Raw genomic sequence first — 22,080 nt, forward strand, 5'->3', positions numbered from 1 at the left:
ACGATAATGCGGATGCCGCGCGCGATACTTGCTTTGACTGTTGCAGCCGCCGTTGCGGGATGCTCCAACCCTGGCTTGCGCGATCTCGAGCCTCCGGGTCAGGGACCGGATGAGTTTTCGGTGCTGCCGGTCAAACCGCTGACGGAACCGCAGGATTATGCTTTCCTGCCCGCGCCGACGCCGGGTGGCGGGAACCTGACGGACCCCAACCCCAATGCCGATGCAGTTGCCGCATTGGGCGGGAATCCTGCGGCGTTGAACCCGAACACCTCTGTTCCGTCTTCTGATGCAGCGCTGGTTACGGCGTCCAGCCGCTATGGTGTGCCCGCCAACACGCGGCAGGTTGTTCAGGAAGAGGATGATGCGTTCCGCAAGCGACGTGGTCGCTGGACCGGCCTGCGCTTGTTCCCGGTTGATCGCTATGCCCAGGTTTATGAACGTCAATCCATTGATCCGTTTCAGGAAACCGAGGCGGCCCGCGGCGTTGGCTTGGAAACACCATCATCCCCGCCTGCGAATGAATAATTCTTAACTTTCCGTCATCTCCCTTGAACCTGCGCCGCACCACCGTAGTTTGAAACCCAGAAACGAAACGGAGGATGCCCCATGGTTCGGGCCCTGACACTGTCGGCCGCCCTGATTGCCGCCACCCCGGTTTTTGCCGAGGACGGACAAGAGGCGGTCACAACATTTACGCTAGACAACGGCATGGACGTTGTGGTGGTCGAAGATCACCGCGCGCCAGTCGTTCAGCATATGGTCTGGTATCGGGCTGGTTCAGCTGATGAACCTGTCGGATCATCCGGCGTGGCACATTTTCTGGAACATTTGTTGTTCAAAGGCACCGATACGCTGGCGCCGGGCGAATTTTCGGCCACCGTTGCGGCAAACGGTGGCAATGACAACGCATTTACCTCATACGATTACACCGCCTATTTTCAGCGCGTCGCTGCAGATCGTCTGGAACTGATGATGCGGATGGAGGCGGACCGGATGCGTAACATCCGCCTGTCCGAAAACGACATCCTCACCGAACGCGATGTGATTTTAGAAGAACGCAACCAGCGCACTGAAAACAATCCGCGCGCCTTGTTTGGTGAGCAGATGAGCGCGGCGCAATATCTCAACCATCGGTATGGCGTGCCAATCATCGGCTGGAAGCACGAGATGGAAACGCTGGATATGGATGACGCCCTGTCCTTCTACCAAACCCATTACGCGCCTAATAACGCCATTCTGGTCGTGACCGGAGACGTCGACCCGGACGAGGTTCGCGCCTTGGCCGACCAGTATTACGGTGTGATCCCTGCCAACGCGGATTTGCCTGAACGCGTGCGCTCTCAGGAACCGCCGCAAACCACCGAACGTCGGTTGACTTACAAGGACCCGCGCGTTTCGCAGCCTTATGTGCAGCGCAGCTATCTTGCGCCTGAACGCGACCCGGATGCGCAGGAAAAAGCCGCTGCTTTGTATCTGCTGGCCGAGCTTTTGGGGGGCGGAACGACCTCTTACCTGAATGAGAAACTTCAGTTCGAGGATCAGAAGGTTGTTTATGCTGGCGCGTTTTATCGCGGCGTATCTCTGGATGACACGACGTTTGATCTTTTGGTCGTACCTGCCGAAGGCGTTTCACTGCAAGAGGCTGAAGATGCCATGGATCAGACCGTCGCCGATTTCATTGCCGAAGGTGTGAATGAAGAGGATCTGGAGCGTATCAAGATGCAATTGCGTGCTGCTCAGACCTATGCGCGCGACAATGTGGATGGGATTGGCAATCGCTATGGCCGGGCATTGACCAGTGGTTTGACAGTCGAAGATGTTCAGGCTTGGCCAGACATCCTGCAGGCCGTCACCAGTGATGAGATCATCGCGGCTGCCCGCGACGTGCTGCAACCCGAGGCATCCGTCACCGGTTGGCTGATGCGCGACGACGAGGTGACGCAATGAAGGCCTTTTTCACAACTCTGATTGTCCTTGTTTTTGCGCTGCCCGCCTGGGCCGAGATCGAGATCAAAGAGGTCACCTCGCCCGGCGGCATCACCGCTTGGCTGGTCGAAGACCATTCGATCCCGTTCACCGCTCTGGAATTGCGGTTCCGGGGCGGAACATCGCTGGATGATCCGGACAAACGCGGCGCGGTTTACCTCATGAGCGGGTTGATCGAAGAAGGGGCTGGCGACATGGATGCCCGTTCTTATGCTCGGGAGCTTGAGTCTCTGGCCGCTTCATTCGGCTACAATGCCAGCGACGATACGGTGTCCATTTCCGCGCAGTTTCTGACCGAAAACCGGGACGAGGTTGTGGGATTGTTGCAAACCACCCTTCACCAGCCTCGGTTTGATCAGGATGCGGTGGATCGGGTGCGGGCGCAGATCCTGTCGGGCCTCAGATCGGATCAGACCGACCCGAACGACATTGCCGGGCGCAGTTTCGCCAAAATGGCGTACGGAGAGCACCCGTACGGGTCCGAAGGCAAAGGAAATCTGGACAGCGTTGCGGGCTTGACGCGCGAAGACGTGGTGGCAGCTTATGACAATGTGTTTGCCAAGGACCGCCTGTTTGTCGGTGCCGTAGGCGATATCACTGCAGAAGAATTGGGCGTATTGCTCGACCAGCTTCTTGCGGATCTGCCGGAGACGGGCAAGCCGATCCCGGGTAAGGCCGAGGTTTCAATCTCAGGCGGTGTCAGCGTTATCGACTTTGATACGCCGCAATCGGTCGCCCTGTTCGGCCAGAAAGGGATCGACCGTGATGATCCGGATTTCTTCGCCGCCTACATCCTGAACCACATCCTGGGCGGTGGCGGTTTCGAAAGTCGCCTGATGCAGGAGGTTCGGGAAAAACGCGGCCTGACTTACGGTGTGGGGACGTATCTGGTGCCCAAGGATTTGGCTTCGGTTTATCTAGGCTCGGTATCTTCGGCCAATGACCGGATCGCCGAAGCGGTCGAAGTTATCCGGGCCGAATGGGCCCGCGCTGCTGAGGACGGTGTCACGCAGAAAGAGCTGGATGATGCCAAGACCTATCTGACTGGCGCCTATCCGCTGCGGTTCGATGGCAACGCGCAGATCGCGGGGATCATGGTTGGCATGCAGATGGAAGGTCTGCCGATCGACTATATCGCTACACGCAACGACAAGGTGAACGCGGTAACACTGGAAGAAGTGAACCGCGTCGCGTCTGAGTTGCTCGACCCAGACGGGCTGCATTTCACGGTTGTTGGCAAGCCGGTTGGTTTGGAAACCACCAATTGAATGATGGGGGTTGAGCGATGCTCAACCCTTTTTCATGCCACGCAGCATCTGACCCATGATTTGGCCGAACTTGCCTGAGCCTCGCTGATACAACGCACCATCAACGGCGAGCACTGTGCCGCTGATATAGCTGGCCCTGTCCGAGCTGAGGAACAGGCAGGCATTGGCAACGTCTTGCGGTTGACCCCAGCGGCCCAATGGGACGTCCTTGCGCAACGCTTCTCCGGCATCGGGTGTGGGTGCCAGACGTTTGGCGCCTTCAGTGCCTTCGATGAAACCGGGCACAACCGAGTTCACGCGGATGCCCTCGACGCCCCATTCCATCGATAAAGTACGCGTGATCTGGTCCACACCCGCTTTGGCGGCGCAGACATGGGCCTGGCCTTCATAAGGCAGATAAGACTGCGGGGCCGAGATGTTGATGATGCTGGCACCCGGGCGTTTCAGGTAAGGATAGGCCCCTTTCAACACATGGATAGTACCCATCAGATCAATGTCTATCACCGTCTTGAACGCGTTGACCGACATCTCGGCAGCGAGTGCCGGGAAGTTACCGGCTGCGCCGGACACCAGCACGTCAAAATTGCCCAAAGCCTCATGGAATTGTCTAAGACCTGCAGCCACCGCGTCAGAGTCGCGAACATCAAAGGCGGTACCGATCGACTCAGCCGCGCCGGCCGCTTTCAGGGCCGCGACCGTATCGTCCACTTTCTCCTGCGATCGACTGGCGACGGCCAGTTTGGCACCCGAGGCTGCAAAAGCCTCAGCAATACCACGGTTGATACCGCTTGTGCCGCCGATCACGATGACGGTTTTTCCTGCAAAGTCCATGTAGACCTCCCAAACTGTGGGAGCCCTACTCGCCGTAGGGCACCCAGATGTTCTTGATTTCAGTGGCAGCCTGAAGGAAGCGACGCGAATGGTCCATGCTCCAGTCAAATGCCGTCGCGTTATTGACCCAGGTCCGCTTGAGGTTCCCGGCGGATACGACCTCGATTTCCTTCGACAGGTCGGTGGACGAGAACGACCAGACCGCATCCACGTTCAGGTGCGAGGCCAGCGGTTTCGCCAGTTCCGCATGGCTGCCGGTCAGGATGTTGACCACACCTGCAGGCACGTCCGAGGTTTCGAGGATTTGGTAGAAATCCGTGGCTGCCAACGGATAGGGCTCAGACGCAGCCAGAACCACGCGGTTGCCCATCGCAATCGCTGGGGCCATAGCCGAGACAAGACCCAGCAGCGGAGCTTCGTCGGCACAAAGGGCACCGATTACACCGACCGGTTCTTTCATTGCAATGGCGACGCCCCGGATTGGAACGCCATGCACCTGACCGTCATACTTGTCGGCCCAGGCGGCGGCGGTGAACAGGCGCTGGATCGAGGCCTCGACCTCTTTCGCACCGTCCTTCTTGCCAATCATCGAGTCGATACGCGCTGCGAATTCATCCGCACGGGCCGAGAGGTTCTCGCCGATATAATACAGGATCTGTGCCCGCAGATGGCCGGTGGTTTTGGACCAGCCTTTGGCGCCCGCTGCGGCCTCAACCGCGTTGCGAATGTCTTTGCGGTTGGCAAGGCCCACATGACCCAATAGGCCGGACTTGCCCCAGATCGGCTTCGAATAACCGGAATCGGGTCGCGCTTGTTTGCCGCTAACATACATTTTGGCGGTACGGTCAATCGGATCGATCGGAGCGCCTTCGCCGGTCGCCGCTTCGACCTTTACCAGCGGCTTGATCTTGCTTTTGGGTTTTGTGTAGGCCGCCAGACCCTCCCAACCGCCTTCACGGCCAAAGCCGCTTTCACGCACACCGCCGAACCCAGCAGCTGCATCGAACAGATTGGTGGCGTTAACCCAGACCACACCCGCAACCAGCTTTGGCGCGATGTCCAGCGCAAGGTTCACATTCTCGGTCCAGACTGTCGCGGCCAGCCCGTAGCGGGTGTTGTTGGCAAGCTCGACCGCCTCTTCCGGCGTGCGAAAGGTTGAAGATACCAGAACTGGGCCAAAGATCTCCTCTTGCATCAGGGGGTCGGACGTTTCGAGGCCCGAGATCAGCGTCGGCGGATAATAGCAGCCATTCGCGGGCAGCTCGCAGGCTGCCTGATGCACGTGACCAGCGGTGTTGCTTTCGACCAGTCCCTTGATGGTCTGCAGCTGGACCGGGTCCACAACCGCGCCCACGTCGATGCATTTGTCCAGCGGATCACCAATACGTAGCGTGTCCATCCGCGCGCGCAGCTTGTCGTGGAAGCGGTCCGCTATGCCTTCCTGCACCAACAGGCGAGACCCTGCACAGCAGACCTGGCCCTGATTGAACCAGATCGCGTCGACCAACCCTTCGATTGCTGAATCGATATCGGCGTCGTCAAAGACGACATAGGCGGACTTGCCGCCTAGCTCTAACGTCAGTTCCTTGCCCGAGCCACCAGTCGCTTCCCGAATGCGGCGGCCCACAACGGTCGAGCCGGTAAAGGCGATCTTGTCCACGTCCGAGGCCACGATCATCTCACCCACCGCGCCGTCACCGGTGACAATGTTGACCACGCCCTTGGGCAGCCCGGCCTGTGTGCAGATATCGGCAAACAGCAGCGCGGTTAGCGAAGTATATTCGGCAGGTTTCAGAACCACCGTGTTGCCCATTGCCAGAGCGGGGGCGATCTTCCACGCTAGCATCAGCAGCGGGAAGTTCCAGGGGATGATCTGCCCGCAGACACCCAACGCCTCAGCATCGGGCAGTTCGCTTCGCATCAGCTGCGCCATGCCCGCGTGGTAGGAGAAATGACGCTGCGCCAGCGGGATATCGATATCACGCGATTCACGGATCGGTTTGCCGTTGTCCAGACTCTCAAGCACCGCGAACAGACGGGAATGCTTCTGCAACAGGCGCGCAATGCCATAAAGGTATCGTGCACGACCCGCGCCGCCCAGCTTCTCCCATTTCGGTTGCGCCTTGCGGGCGGCGGCTACGGCTGCGTCCACATCGGCCTGCTTGGCTTGGCTCAATTTGGCCAAAACTTCTCCGGTCGCTGGGTTGCGGCTTTCGAACCCTTTGCCCGGTTTGGTGAAGGCACCATCGATGTAATGCCCGAACTTGTCGCCCTGATCGACCAGCCAGGCCAATGCCTCGGCGGCGCTTTCGGGGGCAGGGCCGTACTCCATGGTTTCGAAAATCTCTTTGACTGTCATCGCTTCATCTTTTCCCAAATACTCATCGCCCAAACGTCACCAACGGGCTCACCCCATCGAATGCCTGTATCCGGCCGAGTAGGCTCCAGTCACATAGTGTTCCAACTGCCGCTCAATATCGCCCAATAAGGAAGACGCGCCAAAACGGAAGAGGTCCGGCTCCAACCAGCGATCGCCCAATTCGTCCTTGATCAGAGACAGGTAGACCAATGCGTCCTTGGCTTTCGAGATACCGCCTGCAGGTTTGTAACCCACGCGATACCCGGTGCGGTCATAGTAATCTCGGATCGCGCGGATCATCACCAGCGACACGGGCAGCGTGGCATTGACGCTTTCTTTGCCGGTCGAGGTTTTGATGAAATCCGCCCCGGCCATCATGCAGACCAGCGAGGCGCGCGCCACGTTACGCAAGGATCCAAGTTCGCCCGTTGCAAGGATGGCTTTGACATGTGCGTCGCCGCAGGCCAAGCGAAAGGCCTTCATCTCTTCATACAAGGCTTGCCAGTCACCCGACAGGACGTGGCGGCGTGAGATCACGATGTCGATCTCCTCTGCTCCGGCCTTCACGCTTTCCTCGATTTCGGCTACGCGCAGATGGAAGGGCGACAGACCTGCGGGGAAGCCGGTCGAGACGGCCGCAACAGGAATCCCGGTTCCTTCTAATGCGCTTACCGCGGTTTCGATCATGTCGTGATAGACGCAGACCGCCCCGGTTGTGATTGGTGGCATGTCCAATGCTTGCAGTGTCGAAGGAGCCACCGGCTGCCGCGCCTTGGCACATAGGCGCCGGACACGACCCACGGTGTCATCGCCGGACAGGGTGGTCAGATCGATCATCGTGACCGCCTTAAGCAACCATGCCGCCTGATACTCTTTCTTGACCGACCGTCGACCGGGCAGGGTGGCGGCGCGGCGCTCAATGGCCGAGGTATTGGCCTGCACGGCGCGCACCCAATCCAGATCGAGATCCATGCCCGGATTGCGGGGTTCAGTCACTTGCGGCAGATGCGCGGTGCGCACGGGGCTTTCTGAGCTCTGCGTTTCCATCTTCACGTCCTTTGGGAGGTTTGCGCCAAAATCGCACGGCATGCGACCAATTGGAAGGCATACAAGCCGATTGGCAGGAGATTATTTGACCATTTGGACAAAATACGGGGATTTAGTTGCGAATAATTCGCATTAGCGTTGACTTAGTTGCGAATGGTTCTCATATTCAGTCGCAAGAGAGCATCTTGAAAGGCACGCACATGATTCGTCGCAGTTTTCTTGCAGCTTTGGCACTTGCCGCTGCTTTGCCCATCGCAGCCTGGGCTGACGCGCCGCTGAAAGTGGTTGCGACGACAGGCATGATTGCAGATGCGGCGCGTCAGGTCGGTGGCGATCAGGTCGAGGTTAAGGGCTTGATGGGACCGGGCGTTGACCCGCATGCCTATCGCCAGACCCGTAGTGACATTGTGGCGATGACTCGCGCAGATCTGGTGCTGTGGCATGGTCTGTATCTTGAAGCGCAGATGGAAGGCTTCTTTCAGGACCTGGCGCGTAAACGGACCGTTATCGCGGTTGCGGATGGAATTGATAAATCCAAACTGCGCGCCCATGACGACTATGCCGACAAATACGACCCACATGTGTGGATGACGCCCGAGCTGTGGCGTGATGTTGTCATCGAAGTGCAGGCCGCGTTGACGGAAGTACGCCCCGAAGCGGCCGAGATCTTTGCGACCAACGCGCAGGCCCATCTGGCTGATGTCGACCGTCTGACCGCCTATGCGCAGGACACGCTTGGGACAGTGCCGGACAACAACAAGGTTTTGGTCACGGCGCATGACGCCTTTGGCTATTTTGGTGAAAGCTTCGGGTTCGAGGTGCTGGGCATTCAAGGCATCTCGACCCAGTCTGAGGCGGGGTTGAACCGGATTGGCGAGTTGGTTGATTTGCTGGTCGATCGTCAGATCACGGCCGTTTTTGTCGAAAGCTCGGTCTCGGATCGTTCGATGCGGGCGCTGATCGAAGGTGCTGCCGCGAAAGGGCACGAGGTTAAGGTTGGTGGTGAGCTGTTCTCGGACGCCATGGGCGATGACGGGACCTACGAAGGCACTTATGTTGGCATGCTGGATCACAACATAACGGTGATTGCCGGGGCATTGGACGGTGACGTGCCCGGTCGCGGCATGGACGGAAGACTGTCGGCGGGGTTCTGAGAAATGCTGGATCTGGTAGCGGATCAAGGTGCCAAAGTGGCGGCCCAAGGGTTGGTGGCAAGCCCCCTGGCCATCCGGGGTCTGACCGTGTCCTACGGCCAAAAACCGGCCGTGTTTTCGGTAGACATGACCGTGCAGCCCGGCGCCATGACAGCGATCATTGGTCCGAACGGGGCCGGGAAATCGACCTTGCTGAAAGCGGCGCTAGGGATTGTCTCACCTTTATCTGGTCAGGTGAGCGTGTTTGGCAGGCCGCTGGAAAAACAGCGCGCACGTATCGCGTATGTCCCGCAACGTGCCAGTGTAGATTGGGACTTTCCCACCCGTGTGATCGATGTGATTCTGATGGGGCTGTCGCGCGAATTGGGCTTGCTGAGGCGTGTTCGTGCCCGCCATGTGTCTTACGCCAAGGAATGCTTGAAACGAGTTGGCATGCAGGATTTTGCAGACCGACAGATCGGACAATTGTCTGGCGGTCAGCAGCAGCGGGTCTTTCTGGCGCGCGCGCTTGCTCAGGATGCAGATCTGTATCTACTGGATGAACCCTTTGCCGGGGTCGACGCGGCCACCGAAAAAGCGATTATCGAGGTGCTGAAATCGCTTAAAGAGGCCGGCAAGACCGTAGTGGTCGTGCATCACGACCTGGCGACGGTCACGGACTACTTTGACCATGTCTTCCTGATCAACACACGCAAAGTGGCTGAGGGAACTGTGGCAGAAGCCTTTACTGCTGAGACCCTGCAATCTGCGTATGGCGGTCGATTGGCAACTGCGCAGATCGACCAGATCTCACGCGCACTGGGATAAATCATGCTTTGGGATGCTCTGAGTTTGCAGCTTGGCTACAACGCCACGCTGGTCGCTATTGGTGCGACCTTGCTAGGCGTGTCTGCTGGGGTGACAGGTACATTCCTGTTCCTGCGCAAGCGTGCGCTGGTCAGTGACGCGATCAGCCACGCGACCCTGCCGGGCGTGTGTCTGGCCTTTATGGTTCTGGTCGCGCTGGGTGGGGATGGACGCAACCTGCCGGGACTGCTCGCAGGCTCTGCTATCTCGGCTTGGGTGGGCCTGCTTTGCATGAACTGGCTGACCCGTCACACACGATTGGCAGAAGACGCCGCGATTGGTGCGGTTCTGTCTGTATTCTTCGGGTTCGGAATTGTCTTGCTGACGGTCATCCAGACCATGGGTGTTGGCCGTCAGGCCGGGTTGGAAGGATTCCTGTTAGGCTCGACCGCCGGAATGCTTTGGGCTGACGCGCTGATCATCGCCATAGGAGGAGCGGCAACGTTACTTTTGGTCGTGTTGATCCGGCGGCCAATGACAATGGTTGCGTTTGACCCGGACTATGCCGCGGCACGCGGGCTACCGGTGCACCGGATTGACCTTGCCATGATGGGGCTGGTGATGGCTGTTACCGTGGTCGGCCTGAAAATCGTCGGCCTTATCCTGATTGTTGCCTTGCTGATCATCCCACCGGTGACAGCCCGGTTTTGGTCCGAACGTTCGGATCGGGTGGTTCTGCTGGCGGGTCTTGCGGGTGGATTGGCGGGCTATGTCGGGGCGGCCTTCTCGGCATCAGCCCCAAATTTGCCGACTGGCCCAATCATCGTTCTGGTCAGTTTTGTGTTTTTCGCCCTGTCTTTGTTTTTTGCCCCGGTCCGAGGTGTTCTGGCCGCCGTATTGCGGCATCTTCAATTCCAGCAACGCGTGCATATTCGGCAGGGCCTGTTGGCACTGGCGCAGGATCAGAAGATTTACGAACCTCTGACGCTGCGCCTTTTGCGGCGCGCCGGTTTGGTTCGCGCGGATGGTGTCGCGACGGACCCCGGCAAAGCCCGCGCCGCCAAAGCATTGCGCGACGAAAAACGATGGGAGGTTGTGCGGTCGGATCAAGCGCACGAGGCGACGGCGGCGCTTTACGATGGTCTGCGCGACATAGACACGGTTCTGACCCAGGACCAGATCGCCGAGATTGATCGCCGCATTGGCGGCCCACAGGAGGTCCCGTCATGAGCAGTGAAGAATTTGTCCCCCTGTCGCTGACGCCCCTTTTGATTGGCACGTTTGCAGCCGTTGCCTGCGCCTTGCCTGGCAACTTTCTGGTCTTGCGCAAACAAGCTTTGATCGGGGATGCGATCAGTCATGTTGTTCTGCCCGGCATCGTTGTGGCGTTTTTGCTGACCGGTGCGATTTCAACCTGGCCGATGATGCTGGGGGCCGCAGGTGCCGCCATTGTGGCGGTGGTTCTGATCGAGGCAATCCGTCGTCTTGGGCAGATCGAACCCGGTGCTGCAATGGGCGTTGTTTTTACCACAATGTTTGCGGCAGGTGTTCTGTTGCTTGAGCAAACTGATACGTCGACCGTGCATCTGGATGTTGAACACGCGCTGTATGGCAATCTGGAAAGCCTGATCTGGCTGGATGCGACCGGCTGGTCCTCGCTTTGGGACCTCGAAGCACTGGCGGGGCTACCGTCTGAGCTGTCGCGTATTGCGCTGACCCTGATTGGGGTGATCCTGTTCACCTGGTTGTTCTGGCGCCCGTTGAAGATATCCACGTTCGACGAAGGGTTTGCCCGGACCATCGGCATTCGCACGGGTGCATTGGGCATGGCCTTGGTCATCACGGCGGCTATCGCTGCCGTGGCGGCCTTTGATGCCGTGGGGTCTATCATCGTGATTGCCATGTTCATCTGCCCGCCTGCAGCCGCCCGGATGATGACCAATCGGCTGGAAACGCAGATTATCTGCAGCGTTGTCTTCGCCATCACTTCGGCGGTCGCCGGCTATGTGCTGGCGGGGTATGGGCCATTGTGGCTAGGGGGCGCGGATGCAGTCAGCGCGGCGGGAATGATCGCTACGATATCGGGTCTGATTCTTGCCCTAACGGCCATGTTTGGCCCGTGTCGCGCCCGTGTCGGTGTGCAAAACTCTTCGTGAATTGGCGCTTTATCGCCAGCGTCGATCGCATGTCATCGGCCAATCTCTGCCCAGAAATTTGCGACATGAGTCTTAACAAGATTTTTAGAAAATCGCGTGTTAGGTCGATTGATATTAGGAGCTATCACATCACCACTCACTTCGGCTCGTCCGGACGGTCGTGATCAACGCTGGCCGCATTTTGGTGGCTGGTAACGATTGTCCGGACGCCTGCTGAAACAGCAATCAATGACATTCAAACCAGTGGCAGAATCGCGCTTGGTTGTGCTAGGTCTAGCGGTATGGCGCAACCAAACCCCAATATCCGCGAAAATCGCCCCATGATTCGGCAACTCGACGATGCTGCGATAAACCGGATCGCGGCGGGTGAAGTCGTCGAACGTCCTGCCTCGGCCGTCAAGGAGCTGGTTGAAAACGCCATTGATGCAGGTGCCACCCGGATCGCCATCGATATTGCCGACGGGGGCAAGACACTTATCCGGGTCACTGACGATGGGTGTGGGATCGCGTCGCATGATCTGCCGCTGGCCTTGTCGCGCCATGCGACGTCCAAGATTGATGGGTCTGACCTGCTGAACATCCATACTTTCGGCTTTCGTGGGGAAGCACTGCCTTCGCTGGGAGCTGTCGGCCGATTGACCATCACGAGCCGCGTGCCAGAGGGTGAGGCCGCCTTGATCCGGGTATCGGGTGGGAAGACCGAGGCTGTGAAACCTGCGGCCTTGCGCGCCGGAACTGTGGTTGAATTGCGGGATTTGTTTTTTGCCACACCCGCACGGCTGAAGTTCATGCGCACAGACCGGGCCGAGGCGCAGGCTATCTCGGATACGGTGAAACGCCTCGCTATGGCGGAACCTGCGGTGACCTTCACTTTGCGTGACGTATCGGGTGGCGGTGAAGGCCGCGTGACCTTCCGCGCTGATCGCGAGAACGGTGATCTGTTCGACGCTTTACATGCCAGACTGGCCCGCGTGATCGGCCGCGAGTTCGCCGAAAATGCGTTGCAGATTGATGCCACGCGTGAGGGGATCAGGCTGTATGGTTACGCCGCATTGCCCACATATTCGCGTGGCGCGGCTGTGGCACAATATCTGTTCGTCAATGGTCGACCAGTGCGTGACAAGATGCTGACCGGCGCCCTGCGCGCCGCCTATTTTGATTTTCTGAGCCGCGACCGCCACCCGGCGGCGGCGCTGTTTATCGACTGCGAACCAACTCTGGTGGACGTGAACGTGCACCCTGCGAAATCCGAAGTGCGGTTCCGTGATCCAGGCGTCGCGCGCGGGTTGATTGTTTCAAGCCTGCGCCACGCTCTGGCCGAGGCCGGGCATCGGGCGTCATCGACGGTATCCAATGCAACCCTGGGCGCGATGCGGCCTGAACAGGCGGCACCCGGTCCGGCACGCGTCTATCAGATGGATCGGCCATCCCCTGCCGCGCGACAAGCGGCTTATCGGGCGCAATCGCCGGGCTTTGCTGAGCTGGCCAATGACTACAGCGGAAGCGTCGTTGACGCGAATCCCGCCGAGCGTGCGGGTGCTGCAGAGGTTGAACAATCTGCACAGGACCTTCCGTTGGGGGCAGCGCGCGGGCAGGTTCATGAAAACTACATCATCGCTCAAACCGCCGATGGTATGGTGATCGTCGATCAGCACGCCGCGCATGAGCGGTTGGTTTACGAAAAACTGAAAACCCAGATGGCTGAGAATGGCGTGGCCGCGCAGGCGCTGTTGATTCCGGAAATCGTAGAACTGTCCGATGGGGATTGTGCGCGTCTGATGGCCGTCGCCGAGGATTTGTCGCGTCTCGGTCTGACCATCGAACCATTTGGTGGCGGTGCGGTTGCGGTGCGGGAAACTCCGGCCATTCTAGGCGAAGTCAACGCCCGCGCCATGATCCTCGACATACTGGATGAGCTGGCAGACCAGGGCGAAAGCCAGACGGTGCAGGCACGGATCGAGGCGATACTGAGCCGGGTGGCCTGTCACGGGTCCGTAAGGTCGGGCCGCCGGATGCGAGCGGAAGAGATGAACGCCCTGCTACGCGAAATGGAGGCGACGCCGCATTCCGGTCAGTGCAATCATGGACGCCCGACATACGTTGAACTCAAGCTGAGCGATATCGAACGGCTGTTCGGACGCAGTTGATCCGACGCGTGGAACCGATTACAAGAATAGAAACAAAACGAGAACATACTGACTAAGATGATAGAGATTGCAGGCATACAGTATTCGTTGATCGACCCAATGGTTCTGACCGTTTTGGCGGGGGTCGGGGTGGTCCTGCTGATTCTGGTCCTACTGTTTTTGTCTTTACGTGCGGCCAGTCGATCAGCCCGGATGGCGGAACCTCTGGCACGGCAAATGGCGCATTTGGGTCAACATGTACAGCAACTGGGCCAAGGGCAGGATCAGCTGCGGGGTGGGTTGCAGCATGTCTCGGATACGCAGGCCAACGCGCAGGTGCAGGTGATCCAGACGGTCGAGTCGCGGCTGTCTTCGGTTCAGCAGCAGATGAATGACCGTTTGGCCGACAACGCCATGAAATCCGCCCGTGCACTTGCTGATATGCAAGAGCGGATGAAGGAATCCTTACACGGATCATCGAAACAAACCGCGACCTCGCTGACGCAATTGCAGGAACGTCTGGCGGCGATTGACAAGGCGCAGGACAACATCACCAAGCTGTCGGGTGACGTGTTGTCCTTGCAGGATATCCTGTCGAACAAGCAAACGCGCGGTGCCTTTGGTGAGATTCAGCTGAACGATATTGTGTCCAAGGCTTTACCCTCTGACAGTTTTAAGCTGCAGGCGACCCTGTCAAATGGCCGTCGCGCTGATTGTCTTATTCACCTGCCGAACCCGCCCGGACCTATTGTCATCGACAGTAAGTTCCCGCTGGAAGCCTATGAGGCTTTGATCAATTCGAGCACCGATTTGGAGCTGAAAGCGGCGGTACAGATGTTCCGAAGCACGGTGCGCAAGCACATCACGGACATCTCAGAGAAATACATACTGGACGGCGAAACTGCCGACGGTGCGCTGATGTTCCTGCCCTCCGAGGCTGTTTATGCCGAGCTGCACGCCAAGTTCCCGGAACTGGTTCAAGAGAGTTTTTCCAAGCGCGTCTGGATCGTCTCACCCACCACGTGCATGGCGACCTTGAACACGATGCGCGCCATCCTCAAAGATGCGCGGATGCGGGAACAAACAGGCGCGATCCGCAAGGAATTGGGATTGCTCCACAAGGACGTCGACCGTCTGGGCGACCGGGTGACCAACCTGGATCGGCATTTTGGGCAGGCGGCAAAAGATATCTCGGAAATCAAGATCAGCGCCGAAAAGGCAGGCCGTCGGGCGCAGCGGCTGGACAATTTTGATTTCGAAGAACTGGCCCCGGATGAAACACCGGGAGTTGTTCCGTTGACCCGACAGGAAGGGTGATCCCAAGCGAACGCACCGGTAGACAGGCAGCGTGGAGCTCATACAGCAAAATGAACACAACTAGTCAGTCGCCGAATACTTCCGAGCTGCTCGAACAGGCCGAACAGGACGCAGAACGGATTGTCGGATTGCTGCGCATGCTGGTCGCAGCTGGCCTGGCCCTGTTCTTTTTGTTTACGGTCCAGCCAGTGGTCAATTCAGGGCACGCCGTTCTGGAGCGGCAATGGGTTTTTGCCCTGAGTACGATGCTTGCCTATTTCGTTCTGGGATTGGCAACGTGGTGGACCGCACGACGCGGTCATTTTTCAGCCTGGGTTGCCTGGCCTGTCTCAGCGGCGGATTCCCTATTTCTTGTTGCGAATGTCTGGGTGGGAATGCGCAACGTGGGTCTATCCGGGGATGCGGTTTTCGTGCTGCCAGCGGTTTGGCTGGTCCCGATTGTGCTCGCCTTCGGCGTCTTGCGTGGTAACCCAAAGATTATGGCATTGCAGGTAGGGTTACTTGTACTGGGGTTGTTGATTTTGGTTGGCGTTGACGCTGGGTCGACGCGTGGATTGGAAGACAACCCGATCTGGTTGTTCTTGTCACTGCCGCCAAATCTTATCCGACTGTTCATGATTGCACTTGCAGGCATCGTGCTTATCGTCGCGGCACGCCGCGTCCATGCCTTGCTGTTCCGCTCGATTACAGAAGCACAACGCCGGGCCAACCTGACGCGGTACTTACCGTCTCAGGTGGTTGAAGATCTTGGCGACAGTGGCTTGGCCGCTCTCAAAACTGGGCGACGTCAGATGGCAGGCTTGATTTTCATCGACTTGCGGGGGTTCACAACAGTGTCGCAACAGCTTCGCCCCGAGCAAGTGTCCGAACTGGTTTCGGATTACCGCAGCCGCGTTTCAGCGGTCGTTCGGGCCCAGAACGGGATCATCGACAAGTTTATCGGCGATGCGGTGATGATTGTTTTCGAAGGGGATCAAGCTGCCAGCCGTTGTCTAGATTGCGGTATGGGGCTGTGGAAAGAAATGCAGGTGTGGAGCACCGAACGTAGACAGGCAGGGCGGCCAGCTTTGGACACAGGGATCGGGCTGCACTGGGGAGAGGTCTTTATCGGCGTGATTGGCGATCAGGAGCGGTTGGAATTTTCGGTGTTCGGGGACACCGTCAACATCGCGGCCCGGCTGGAAAACCTGACGCGATCACACGAAATGGTCATGATCCTGTCGGCTGATCTAATCAGTGCTGCCGGTGAGGCCGGGCAGAATGCAAAGCTGGTGTCGCTGCCCCCGATCGAAGTCAGAGGTCGCAGAGGTACGTTGGAATTGCTTGGGATACCTCAAGAGCACTACACGGGCGGAAGTTGATCCGACTGACGCCTAGGTCAGATCCGCAGGAAGGGCTGGAATAGGCGCGGCACGAGCTTGCTGAATTTCAGCGGCGCGTCGGTGACCGCAAGGCAGATGCAATCTTCGCCGATATCTGCAACAGGTGTGTGTTCCAGATCTTCGTCGGCAATCTCGACATCGCCACGGGCGAAGCGATCAACCTCATCGGAAAACGCACCCTGAAGCACCATTGTCAATTCCACGCCGTTGTGTCCGTGATCGGGCACTGCGGCACCTGCGGGAATGAACAACAGCCTTGCGGTGGCATCCTTACCAGTCGGCAGGATCGCCTGTTTGACGCCCATGCCGATGGACCGCCAGCGAATATCAGCAACACTACCGCCAACATAATCCTGCAGCGGGGCAGGTAAAACGGCGCAACCCGGTCGAGCGGGTTTGGGGGTCGGTGCGCCCTGAGCGATCAAAGCCATCGTGGCAGCTAGGGATTCATCGCTCATGCTGACGGGTTGGCCTTGCTGTTCCAGAACATGTCCACCCACAGCATCAAAGCTTTCAGCCCGCGCGCGGCAATCGTCGCACAGGGACAGATGCGTGGCGACCATCAGGTCGAACGCCTCGGGCAAGCTTCCGGCCGCATAAGCCATCAGCAAGTCGTCCGTCAGATGATGTTTAATCGTTTTGCTCATCTCATTCATCTCAGTTCATCGCATGGCGCAGGCGATCCAGCGCCAGCCGTATCCGTGATTTGATCGTGCCAAGGGGCAGCCCGGTCTGAGAGGCGATTTCTCGATGGCTCAGATCTCCGAAGTACGCCTTCTCGATCAGCTGTCTCTGCGCGTCTGGCAACGCCGATAGGGCGGTACGCAATTGCGCGGTTTCTTGTTGCAGAACGATGACATCGTCCTGTTCGGGTTCCGCTTCGGGGCCCCAACCCAGTTCTTCGGGTTCGGGGCGGCGTTGTTTGCGCAGAACATCAATTCGTTTGTTTCGGGCGATTGTGAACACCCATGTCGCCACGGTTGCCCGTGTTGGATCAAACAGACGAGCCTTGTGCCACAGGGTCGCCATCACCTCTTGTGCGCACTCCTCGGCCATTGCAGGGTCAGATCCTGAGCGGATCAGGAAGGCCTTAATACGAGGTGCGAAGTGTTGGAACAGTTCGGCAAATGCCGCCTGGTCCTGCGTGTCCCGGATGCGTTTGACATGGTCCACCCACTCGGCCCTGGTGTCGCAACTTTCTTTGGTTCCGTTCACCGGCTTGCCCTTGATGTGTTTCTTTGCACGCCATGACCGAGACACGACCGTCTCGGTCGGGGGCTCGTCGATGGTCGCGGTATTCATCTCGGTAAACATAACCACATTACGTGGCGCGGCCCAAGCCGGATCACTTTACGGGGTCATTTTAATCCAAACTGCGCTAGCTTTCGTATTCAGGTAAACAGGCTTTCGGGGAAAAGAACGCCTTTTGAACAGTTTACAGGCAGAACAGAAAACAACGAATGACACAAATAGTCGATCATATTGCCGGTCATACCTATCATGGGCGCAAAGGCGCGATTGAAAACGCGTTTCGCTATTCGATAGACTACATTTTGCTCGACCCGGAAGCAGAACTGAAAACGCCAGCGCTGTTCTCAATTGACCGCGTGAACATCACAAATTGGCGGACCCGAGATCATGGTGGTGAGCCGGGGCAAGGCACAGGTGCCGCTTGGTTGCGTGCGCAATTTGACGTGAAAGATGTGTCGCAACCCGCGCGGATCATGTTGTTGACGCAACCTCGTGTGCTGGGCCACGTATTCAACCCGGTCAGTTTCTGGTTCTGCTTTGACGAGGAAGAAACGCTTTATGCGGTGGTGGCCGAGGTCACCAATACCTTTGGCACGCGTCATAGCTATCTGTGTCACAAACCCGAATTTTCGCAGATCGAACCCGGGGATCGGGTCGTTGCGGACAAGTTGATGCATGTCTCGCCCTTCCAAAAGATCGAAGGGTCATACACGTTCCGCTTTGACTATCGCCCGGATCGGGTTGGCGTTTGGATCGACTATGGACGTGACGGCGGTGGTCTGATTGCCACGCTGACCGGTCCGCGCCAGCCGCAGACCAATCGCGTGATTCTGTGGTCGCTGCTAAGGCGCCCATTCGGTGCGCGGCGAACGTTCACGCTGATCGTTTGGCAGGCCTTTAAGCTCTTGTTCAAAAAAGCAACCTTCCGTCCGTTTCGCACTGCCCCGGTTCCAGATCGGCCCATGTCCCGCGTACGCCGATAGCCTTTTCAGTTTGCGTGAGATCAAAGACTCCGGCTTGGTTGAATGGTTGTCATGGGCAAGAACCGCGAACATGAGGAGCTGAAGGATGTTGGAAATCTCGGCAAGAAAAGTCGCCCAGGTTGCGATGATGGGCCGCGAGCTGAACCGGGCCGAGGGCGAGCTACGCGCCTTTGTCGATCACATGAGCGAAGATGAGCAGGCCGAACTGGTTGCTATCATGTGGGTCGGTCGGGAGAGCTTTTTCGCCGAGGATCTGGCCGAAGCCATTGCGACAGCCAAAGCCGAAGCTTCGACCCCCTGCGCCGACTACTTGATCGGTACACCGCATATGTCTGACCATCTGGAAAACGGGTTGGACGCGCTTGGAATATCAGCCGAGGATGTTGAGAACGACCTGATGTAGCTGTCTTTATCGACCAAACGCTCTTGGTGGCAGTTCGAGTGTCTTCAGACGTTTACCGTGAATTGAAGATCCGTGTTGAGACACGGGTTGTAGCGTGGTCTTAGCGTATCAGACCCGCCGAAGCCTTGCTGCCAACGAGTCTAAAAGAACCTTAATGACCCGCTTTGGCAACGTTAAGGAAGCAGTCCCAGATATGAAGCTGTGAAGACAACGCAATTAGAGTTTAGGAGGAGAAAGACATGGCACATACACAGACTGTAGACGCCCGGAGCGGCCCTCTTGACGGCCTGTTTGCAAAATACGCAGATGCAAAGGTTGAGCACTTTCGCCGCCGGATTTACTCGAAAACCGTGCGGGATATGGAAAGGCTCGAAGATCATCAACTGGCCGACATCGGTGTCCAGCGGGACCAGATCAAGCGATGCGCGTATGAAAGTGTGTATCACAACAAGCCCTACCGGCAGTGACGACGCACTCAGCGTGAACTGATCCCAATCCCCATGACCATGCTTGTGAGGTAACCAGTATGTTTGACGTTATCCAGCAAACCGATCAACCGGCCCCGGCTGCCAGCGCATTGTTGTTGTTCGACCGTGCTATGCGAATCCGGGCGATCAGCCCTGACATCGTCTGCGCTGCTCAGCAATTGAACGCTATGACCGATCACCAGTTGTCAGAGCTTGGCATCAACCGAAGCGATGTCGAAGACACGATAGAGCGGTATATCTGAAGGCCCAGTAAGATAAATTCAGACGATTATTACACACCCAAAGAAGAGCAATGAAAGCCATTCTAGAAAGTCTGGGATGGCTTTTTTGTTTCAGTCAGGTCAGATGATCCACGATTTGCAAATGCTGCGCCAACGTGTCGATTTGGCTCATCCATGCAGAGACCAGCTTCGGATCGCTGGGCGCTGCATGCACGCCGACCGGGATCGCGCGGTTCAGAACGGCTTCGACGGCGAGCGATACCGGGACTGATACCAGCCGTGCCATTGCGGTGCCTCGTGCATCACCCCAGGCATCCATAACATAGGTTTTATGCCAGACCGCGACGCCGTCTTTTTCGGCCTTCAAGCCAACGCACAGCACGACGCGATCGGGTTCGCCGTCGTCATAGGCGTTTTCGTCCCAGAACTGATCCGACATTTCCTTCAGGCGTGCGTCGCCTTCCGGGCCGGTCAGGGTTTCGATTTCGCTAAAAACGCCTGACCATGCATCTGCCCAGCCATTCAGGCGCAACGTGCCACGGACGAACTCTTTGACCGTCCAATGCTCCTCAAAATGGTACTGCCGCATGAAGGGCAGCGAGTCGCGGTTTGGATAGACCTCAAAGCTCTCTGGCGTGGGCAAAGGGGCCGTGTAACTGCTGATCGCGTCCCAGGGGCGGGACACATCCAGCGGCGCGTAATCTCGGATCGAGCGGGAAGGCGACCGCAACGCTTTGAGCACACCCAGCGGCGACCAGCTGAACTTGTACCGGAACGGGTTTGGGTTCTTGGGGATGCCGCCGCAATAGGAAATGAAGCTCAGGTGGTTTTCCGGATCGAACACGCCCGAGGCGCGGTAGTCGTCCAATAGCGCATGCGCCATCAGGTGATCGATGCCCGGATCAAGTCCAACTTCGTTGACAAGAACCACACCGGCTTCGCGGGCCTTGTCATCCAACGCGCGCATTTCCGGCGCGATGTATGAGGACGAGACAAAATTTGCCTTCCTTGCGATTGCAAGTTCGGCCAAAGGAACGTGCCAGTCGCCCGGCAGCATCGAGACGATGACATCTCCGGGTTCCAGAACAGCTGTGAGCGCGTCAATTTCAAAGGCGCGGATGTTGTCGGTCAGATCGCCGATCTCGGCCCTGGCCTTTTCGACGGTTCGGTTCCACACCGTAACACTGTGCCCGCTTTCGATCAGACGGCGCAAACCGGGAATGGCCGATAGGCCGGTGCCACACCAATGGATGGTCATCGCTCAGATCCCTTCGATATGAGAATGGTAAGTTGCTGCTGCCCGGCCCCAAACTCCACTTTCTAGGTCTGGCAGGGTCAGCAGGGACGGCAACAATTGCGCCGCATAGTCTTCCGAACTTTCGACCGGCAGCATCGACGGAAGATTGTCGATGGCGATCACGTCCAGAACCGGGTTGGTGGCCACGCGCAAGGCGGGGCGTTCCCACGTGGTGGCCTGATCATAGACAGGCACAGGGTTATAGTCGCTGTCCGGATCGCAGGCGACATCGCCAATGGCTGTCAGGGTGCGCCTGGCATTCAAAGCCTCTGGTGGGACAAAGACAGGGGTTCCGGGGCGGGCAAAGATGCAGTTCAGGAACAGGTCATGGTCAAGGATCTCGGGGAATGGACCGCCGCTGGCCGTCTCGGCCATATCCCATTTGGTGACCTGCACACCCATCGCCTCGCACAGATCAGCGGCGCCGGTTCCGACACGACCTAACGCGCCGATGACAATGGCCCGAGGGTGGGGGCACTCGGTGGCATCCACCTCGGCCAGCAGTTCTGAATTCAGCGCGTCTTTACTGGAATAGACGCCGACCGCAGGGCATTCTTCGCCGCGTTGCTGCGCGGCCCAGGTTTTGAGCGTCACCGCGGCCCCGGCATAACCGGCCCAATAGCCAAAAGCGGCGACACGGCGGCCGTCTTCTTGCACCAGATACTCCAGATCATACAGTGTTCCGCCCCCGGCCTTGAAGCGTTCAAGCAATGCGCGGCCGGAGTGTTGTCCCTTGTACGCATGGCCAAACATGATGTGCCGATGAGGCAGGGGTGAACCATCTTCGGGCAGCTCCTTGAGGCCAAAGATGATCGCATCTGCAGGCGCCTTGGGCCAGGAATTCTCGGCAGCGATTTCGCATCCGACTGCTGTGTACCCATCTATCGGGATCGCCCGGACCGAGCTTTCCTCGACTGTCACGCGGATGCCCGCAGCGATCAGGTCTGCGGCCCCTTGGGGCGTCAGGCCGACCCGTTCTTCGTTGGGGCGCTGTTCTGCCCTGACCCAGAGATGTGTCATTTGCT

At 58.1% G+C, this 22,080-nt stretch carries 21 protein-coding genes; 14 read left to right on the top strand and 7 right to left on the bottom strand.

The window, feature by feature from the left end; all coding sequences use genetic code 11:
• Positions 1-6 precede the first annotated feature (6 nt).
• The 3 genes from Q1B21_RS11835 (at position 7) to Q1B21_RS11845 (ending at position 3,254) form a co-directional block, all read left to right on the top strand.
• Positions 7-525: a DUF3035 domain-containing protein gene (locus Q1B21_RS11835; RefSeq protein ID WP_299079008.1), complete on the top strand. Its 519-nt coding sequence runs from the start codon at positions 7-9 to the stop codon at positions 523-525.
• Between the two features lie 81 nt (positions 526-606).
• Positions 607-1,947: a pitrilysin family protein gene (locus Q1B21_RS11840; protein ID WP_299079005.1), complete on the top strand. Its 1,341-nt coding sequence runs from the start codon at positions 607-609 to the stop codon at positions 1,945-1,947.
• Positions 1,944-3,254: a pitrilysin family protein gene (locus Q1B21_RS11845; RefSeq protein WP_298934463.1), complete on the top strand. Its 1,311-nt coding sequence runs from the start codon at positions 1,944-1,946 to the stop codon at positions 3,252-3,254. The genes Q1B21_RS11840 and Q1B21_RS11845 overlap by 4 nt, the downstream gene beginning before the upstream one ends.
• 21 nt (positions 3,255-3,275) lie before the next feature.
• Here the strand turns inward: Q1B21_RS11845 and Q1B21_RS11850 are convergent, their stop codons facing one another.
• The 3 genes from Q1B21_RS11850 to deoC are packed head-to-tail and all read right to left on the bottom strand — an operon-like array spanning position 3,276 to position 7,491.
• On the bottom strand, positions 3,276-4,085 hold the full coding sequence (locus tag Q1B21_RS11850; protein WP_299889589.1) for an SDR family oxidoreductase: 810 nt from the start codon (positions 4,083-4,085) through the stop codon (positions 3,276-3,278).
• Between the two features lie 25 nt (positions 4,086-4,110).
• Entirely contained in the window at positions 4,111-6,444 is a 2,334-nt protein-coding gene (locus tag Q1B21_RS11855) for an aldehyde dehydrogenase family protein (protein ID WP_299889591.1), read from the bottom strand.
• 48 nt (positions 6,445-6,492) lie between these two features.
• A complete protein-coding gene (deoC, locus tag Q1B21_RS11860; RefSeq protein ID WP_299889592.1) occupies positions 6,493-7,491 on the bottom strand; it encodes a deoxyribose-phosphate aldolase in 999 nt (332 codons plus the stop codon).
• A 200-nt stretch (positions 7,492-7,691) separates the two neighbouring features.
• Between deoC and Q1B21_RS11865 the strand changes: the two genes are divergently transcribed.
• The 7 genes from Q1B21_RS11865 to Q1B21_RS11895 all read left to right on the top strand — a co-directional run bounded on the left by Q1B21_RS11865 (position 7,692) and on the right by Q1B21_RS11895 (position 16,391).
• Positions 7,692-8,645, top strand: coding sequence for a zinc ABC transporter substrate-binding protein (locus Q1B21_RS11865; RefSeq protein WP_299889594.1), 954 nt, complete (start codon positions 7,692-7,694; stop codon positions 8,643-8,645).
• 3 nt (positions 8,646-8,648) lie between these two features.
• Positions 8,649-9,452, top strand: coding sequence for a metal ABC transporter ATP-binding protein (locus Q1B21_RS11870; RefSeq protein WP_299889596.1), 804 nt, complete (start codon positions 8,649-8,651; stop codon positions 9,450-9,452).
• A 3-nt stretch (positions 9,453-9,455) separates the two neighbouring features.
• The gene (locus Q1B21_RS11875; RefSeq protein ID WP_299889598.1) at positions 9,456-10,661 is read left to right on the top strand and encodes a metal ABC transporter permease; all 1,206 of its coding nucleotides are present in this window, start codon (positions 9,456-9,458) and stop codon (positions 10,659-10,661) included.
• Positions 10,658-11,587, top strand: a complete 930-nt coding sequence (locus tag Q1B21_RS11880; protein WP_299889600.1) for a metal ABC transporter permease — start codon at positions 10,658-10,660, stop codon at positions 11,585-11,587. The genes Q1B21_RS11875 and Q1B21_RS11880 overlap by 4 nt, the downstream gene beginning before the upstream one ends.
• A gap of 281 nt (positions 11,588-11,868) precedes the next feature.
• Positions 11,869-13,734, top strand: a complete 1,866-nt coding sequence (gene mutL / locus Q1B21_RS11885; protein WP_299889602.1) for a DNA mismatch repair endonuclease MutL — start codon at positions 11,869-11,871, stop codon at positions 13,732-13,734.
• A 57-nt stretch (positions 13,735-13,791) separates the two neighbouring features.
• Positions 13,792-15,030 (top strand): DNA recombination protein RmuC, encoded by a 1,239-nt coding sequence (locus Q1B21_RS11890; RefSeq protein WP_299889604.1) that lies wholly within the window; start codon positions 13,792-13,794, stop codon positions 15,028-15,030.
• Positions 15,031-15,080: 50 nt separating this feature from the next.
• Positions 15,081-16,391 (top strand): adenylate/guanylate cyclase domain-containing protein, encoded by a 1,311-nt coding sequence (locus tag Q1B21_RS11895; protein ID WP_299889606.1) that lies wholly within the window; start codon positions 15,081-15,083, stop codon positions 16,389-16,391.
• Positions 16,392-16,408: 17 nt separating this feature from the next.
• Here Q1B21_RS11895 and Q1B21_RS11900 read toward each other — a convergent pair whose 3' ends face one another.
• Both Q1B21_RS11900 and Q1B21_RS11905 read right to left on the bottom strand, forming a co-directional pair.
• Positions 16,409-17,059 carry a ChrR family anti-sigma-E factor gene (locus Q1B21_RS11900; RefSeq protein ID WP_298934474.1) on the bottom strand — a complete coding sequence of 217 codons (651 nt, stop codon included), beginning with the start codon at positions 17,057-17,059 and terminating at the stop codon, positions 16,409-16,411.
• Positions 17,060-17,069: 10 nt separating this feature from the next.
• A complete protein-coding gene (locus Q1B21_RS11905) occupies positions 17,070-17,726 on the bottom strand; it encodes a sigma-70 family RNA polymerase sigma factor (protein ID WP_298934475.1) in 657 nt (218 codons plus the stop codon).
• Positions 17,727-17,872: 146 nt separating this feature from the next.
• Here Q1B21_RS11905 and Q1B21_RS11910 point away from each other — a divergent pair, with 146 nt between their 5' ends.
• From Q1B21_RS11910 to Q1B21_RS11925, 4 genes are all read left to right on the top strand, one after another.
• Entirely contained in the window at positions 17,873-18,646 is a 774-nt protein-coding gene (locus Q1B21_RS11910; RefSeq protein ID WP_299889609.1) for a DUF1365 domain-containing protein, read from the top strand.
• A gap of 85 nt (positions 18,647-18,731) precedes the next feature.
• Complete coding sequence (locus tag Q1B21_RS11915; protein ID WP_298934477.1) at positions 18,732-19,049, top strand: DUF3775 domain-containing protein; 318 nt, start codon at positions 18,732-18,734, stop codon at positions 19,047-19,049.
• Positions 19,050-19,288: 239 nt separating this feature from the next.
• Positions 19,289-19,516: a DUF1127 domain-containing protein gene (locus Q1B21_RS11920; protein WP_298934478.1), complete on the top strand. Its 228-nt coding sequence runs from the start codon at positions 19,289-19,291 to the stop codon at positions 19,514-19,516.
• A 59-nt stretch (positions 19,517-19,575) separates the two neighbouring features.
• On the top strand, positions 19,576-19,779 hold the full coding sequence (locus tag Q1B21_RS11925) for a hypothetical protein (RefSeq protein WP_298934479.1): 204 nt from the start codon (positions 19,576-19,578) through the stop codon (positions 19,777-19,779).
• Between the two features lie 94 nt (positions 19,780-19,873).
• Here the strand turns inward: Q1B21_RS11925 and Q1B21_RS11930 are convergent, their stop codons facing one another.
• The gene (locus tag Q1B21_RS11930) at positions 19,874-21,016 is read right to left on the bottom strand and encodes a saccharopine dehydrogenase family protein (RefSeq protein ID WP_299889612.1); all 1,143 of its coding nucleotides are present in this window, start codon (positions 21,014-21,016) and stop codon (positions 19,874-19,876) included.
• Between the two features lie 3 nt (positions 21,017-21,019).
• On the bottom strand, positions 21,020-22,075 hold the full coding sequence (locus Q1B21_RS11935; RefSeq protein ID WP_299889614.1) for a saccharopine dehydrogenase: 1,056 nt from the start codon (positions 22,073-22,075) through the stop codon (positions 21,020-21,022).
• Positions 22,076-22,080: the final 5 nt, after the last annotated feature.

This window comes from uncultured Ruegeria sp. (genome assembly GCF_947504215.1).
In the GTDB taxonomy this organism is placed as follows: Bacteria; Pseudomonadota; Alphaproteobacteria; order Rhodobacterales; family Rhodobacteraceae; genus Ruegeria.

Bases quoted from the DNA above. Each gene is read 5' to 3' on its own strand.
- Q1B21_RS11865 (WP_299889594.1), top strand. From the start codon at position 7,692: ATGATTCGTCGCAGTTTTCTTGCAGCTTTGGCACTTGCCGCTGCTTTG.
- Q1B21_RS11850 (WP_299889589.1), bottom strand. From the start codon at position 4,085: ATGGACTTTGCAGGAAAAACCGTCATCGTGATCGGCGGCACAAGCGGT.
- Q1B21_RS11930 (WP_299889612.1), bottom strand. From the start codon at position 21,016: ATGACCATCCATTGGTGTGGCACCGGCCTATCGGCCATTCCCGGTTTG.
- deoC (WP_299889592.1), bottom strand. From the start codon at position 7,491: ATGGAAACGCAGAGCTCAGAAAGCCCCGTGCGCACCGCGCATCTGCCG.
- Q1B21_RS11840 (WP_299079005.1), top strand. From the start codon at position 607: ATGGTTCGGGCCCTGACACTGTCGGCCGCCCTGATTGCCGCCACCCCG.
- Q1B21_RS11905 (WP_298934475.1), bottom strand. From the start codon at position 17,726: ATGTTTACCGAGATGAATACCGCGACCATCGACGAGCCCCCGACCGAG.
- Q1B21_RS11910 (WP_299889609.1), top strand. From the start codon at position 17,873: ATGACACAAATAGTCGATCATATTGCCGGTCATACCTATCATGGGCGC.
- Q1B21_RS11890 (WP_299889604.1), top strand. From the start codon at position 13,792: ATGATAGAGATTGCAGGCATACAGTATTCGTTGATCGACCCAATGGTT.
- Q1B21_RS11835 (WP_299079008.1), top strand. From the start codon at position 7: ATGCGGATGCCGCGCGCGATACTTGCTTTGACTGTTGCAGCCGCCGTT.
- Q1B21_RS11925 (WP_298934479.1), top strand. From the start codon at position 19,576: ATGTTTGACGTTATCCAGCAAACCGATCAACCGGCCCCGGCTGCCAGC.
- Q1B21_RS11900 (WP_298934474.1), bottom strand. From the start codon at position 17,059: ATGAGCAAAACGATTAAACATCATCTGACGGACGACTTGCTGATGGCT.
- Q1B21_RS11935 (WP_299889614.1), bottom strand. From the start codon at position 22,075: ATGACACATCTCTGGGTCAGGGCAGAACAGCGCCCCAACGAAGAACGG.
- Q1B21_RS11855 (WP_299889591.1), bottom strand. From the start codon at position 6,444: ATGACAGTCAAAGAGATTTTCGAAACCATGGAGTACGGCCCTGCCCCC.
- Q1B21_RS11920 (WP_298934478.1), top strand. From the start codon at position 19,289: ATGGCACATACACAGACTGTAGACGCCCGGAGCGGCCCTCTTGACGGC.
- Q1B21_RS11915 (WP_298934477.1), top strand. From the start codon at position 18,732: ATGTTGGAAATCTCGGCAAGAAAAGTCGCCCAGGTTGCGATGATGGGC.
- Q1B21_RS11880 (WP_299889600.1), top strand. From the start codon at position 10,658: ATGAGCAGTGAAGAATTTGTCCCCCTGTCGCTGACGCCCCTTTTGATT.
- Q1B21_RS11870 (WP_299889596.1), top strand. From the start codon at position 8,649: ATGCTGGATCTGGTAGCGGATCAAGGTGCCAAAGTGGCGGCCCAAGGG.
- Q1B21_RS11875 (WP_299889598.1), top strand. From the start codon at position 9,456: ATGCTTTGGGATGCTCTGAGTTTGCAGCTTGGCTACAACGCCACGCTG.
- mutL (WP_299889602.1), top strand. From the start codon at position 11,869: ATGGCGCAACCAAACCCCAATATCCGCGAAAATCGCCCCATGATTCGG.
- Q1B21_RS11845 (WP_298934463.1), top strand. From the start codon at position 1,944: ATGAAGGCCTTTTTCACAACTCTGATTGTCCTTGTTTTTGCGCTGCCC.
- Q1B21_RS11895 (WP_299889606.1), top strand. From the start codon at position 15,081: ATGAACACAACTAGTCAGTCGCCGAATACTTCCGAGCTGCTCGAACAG.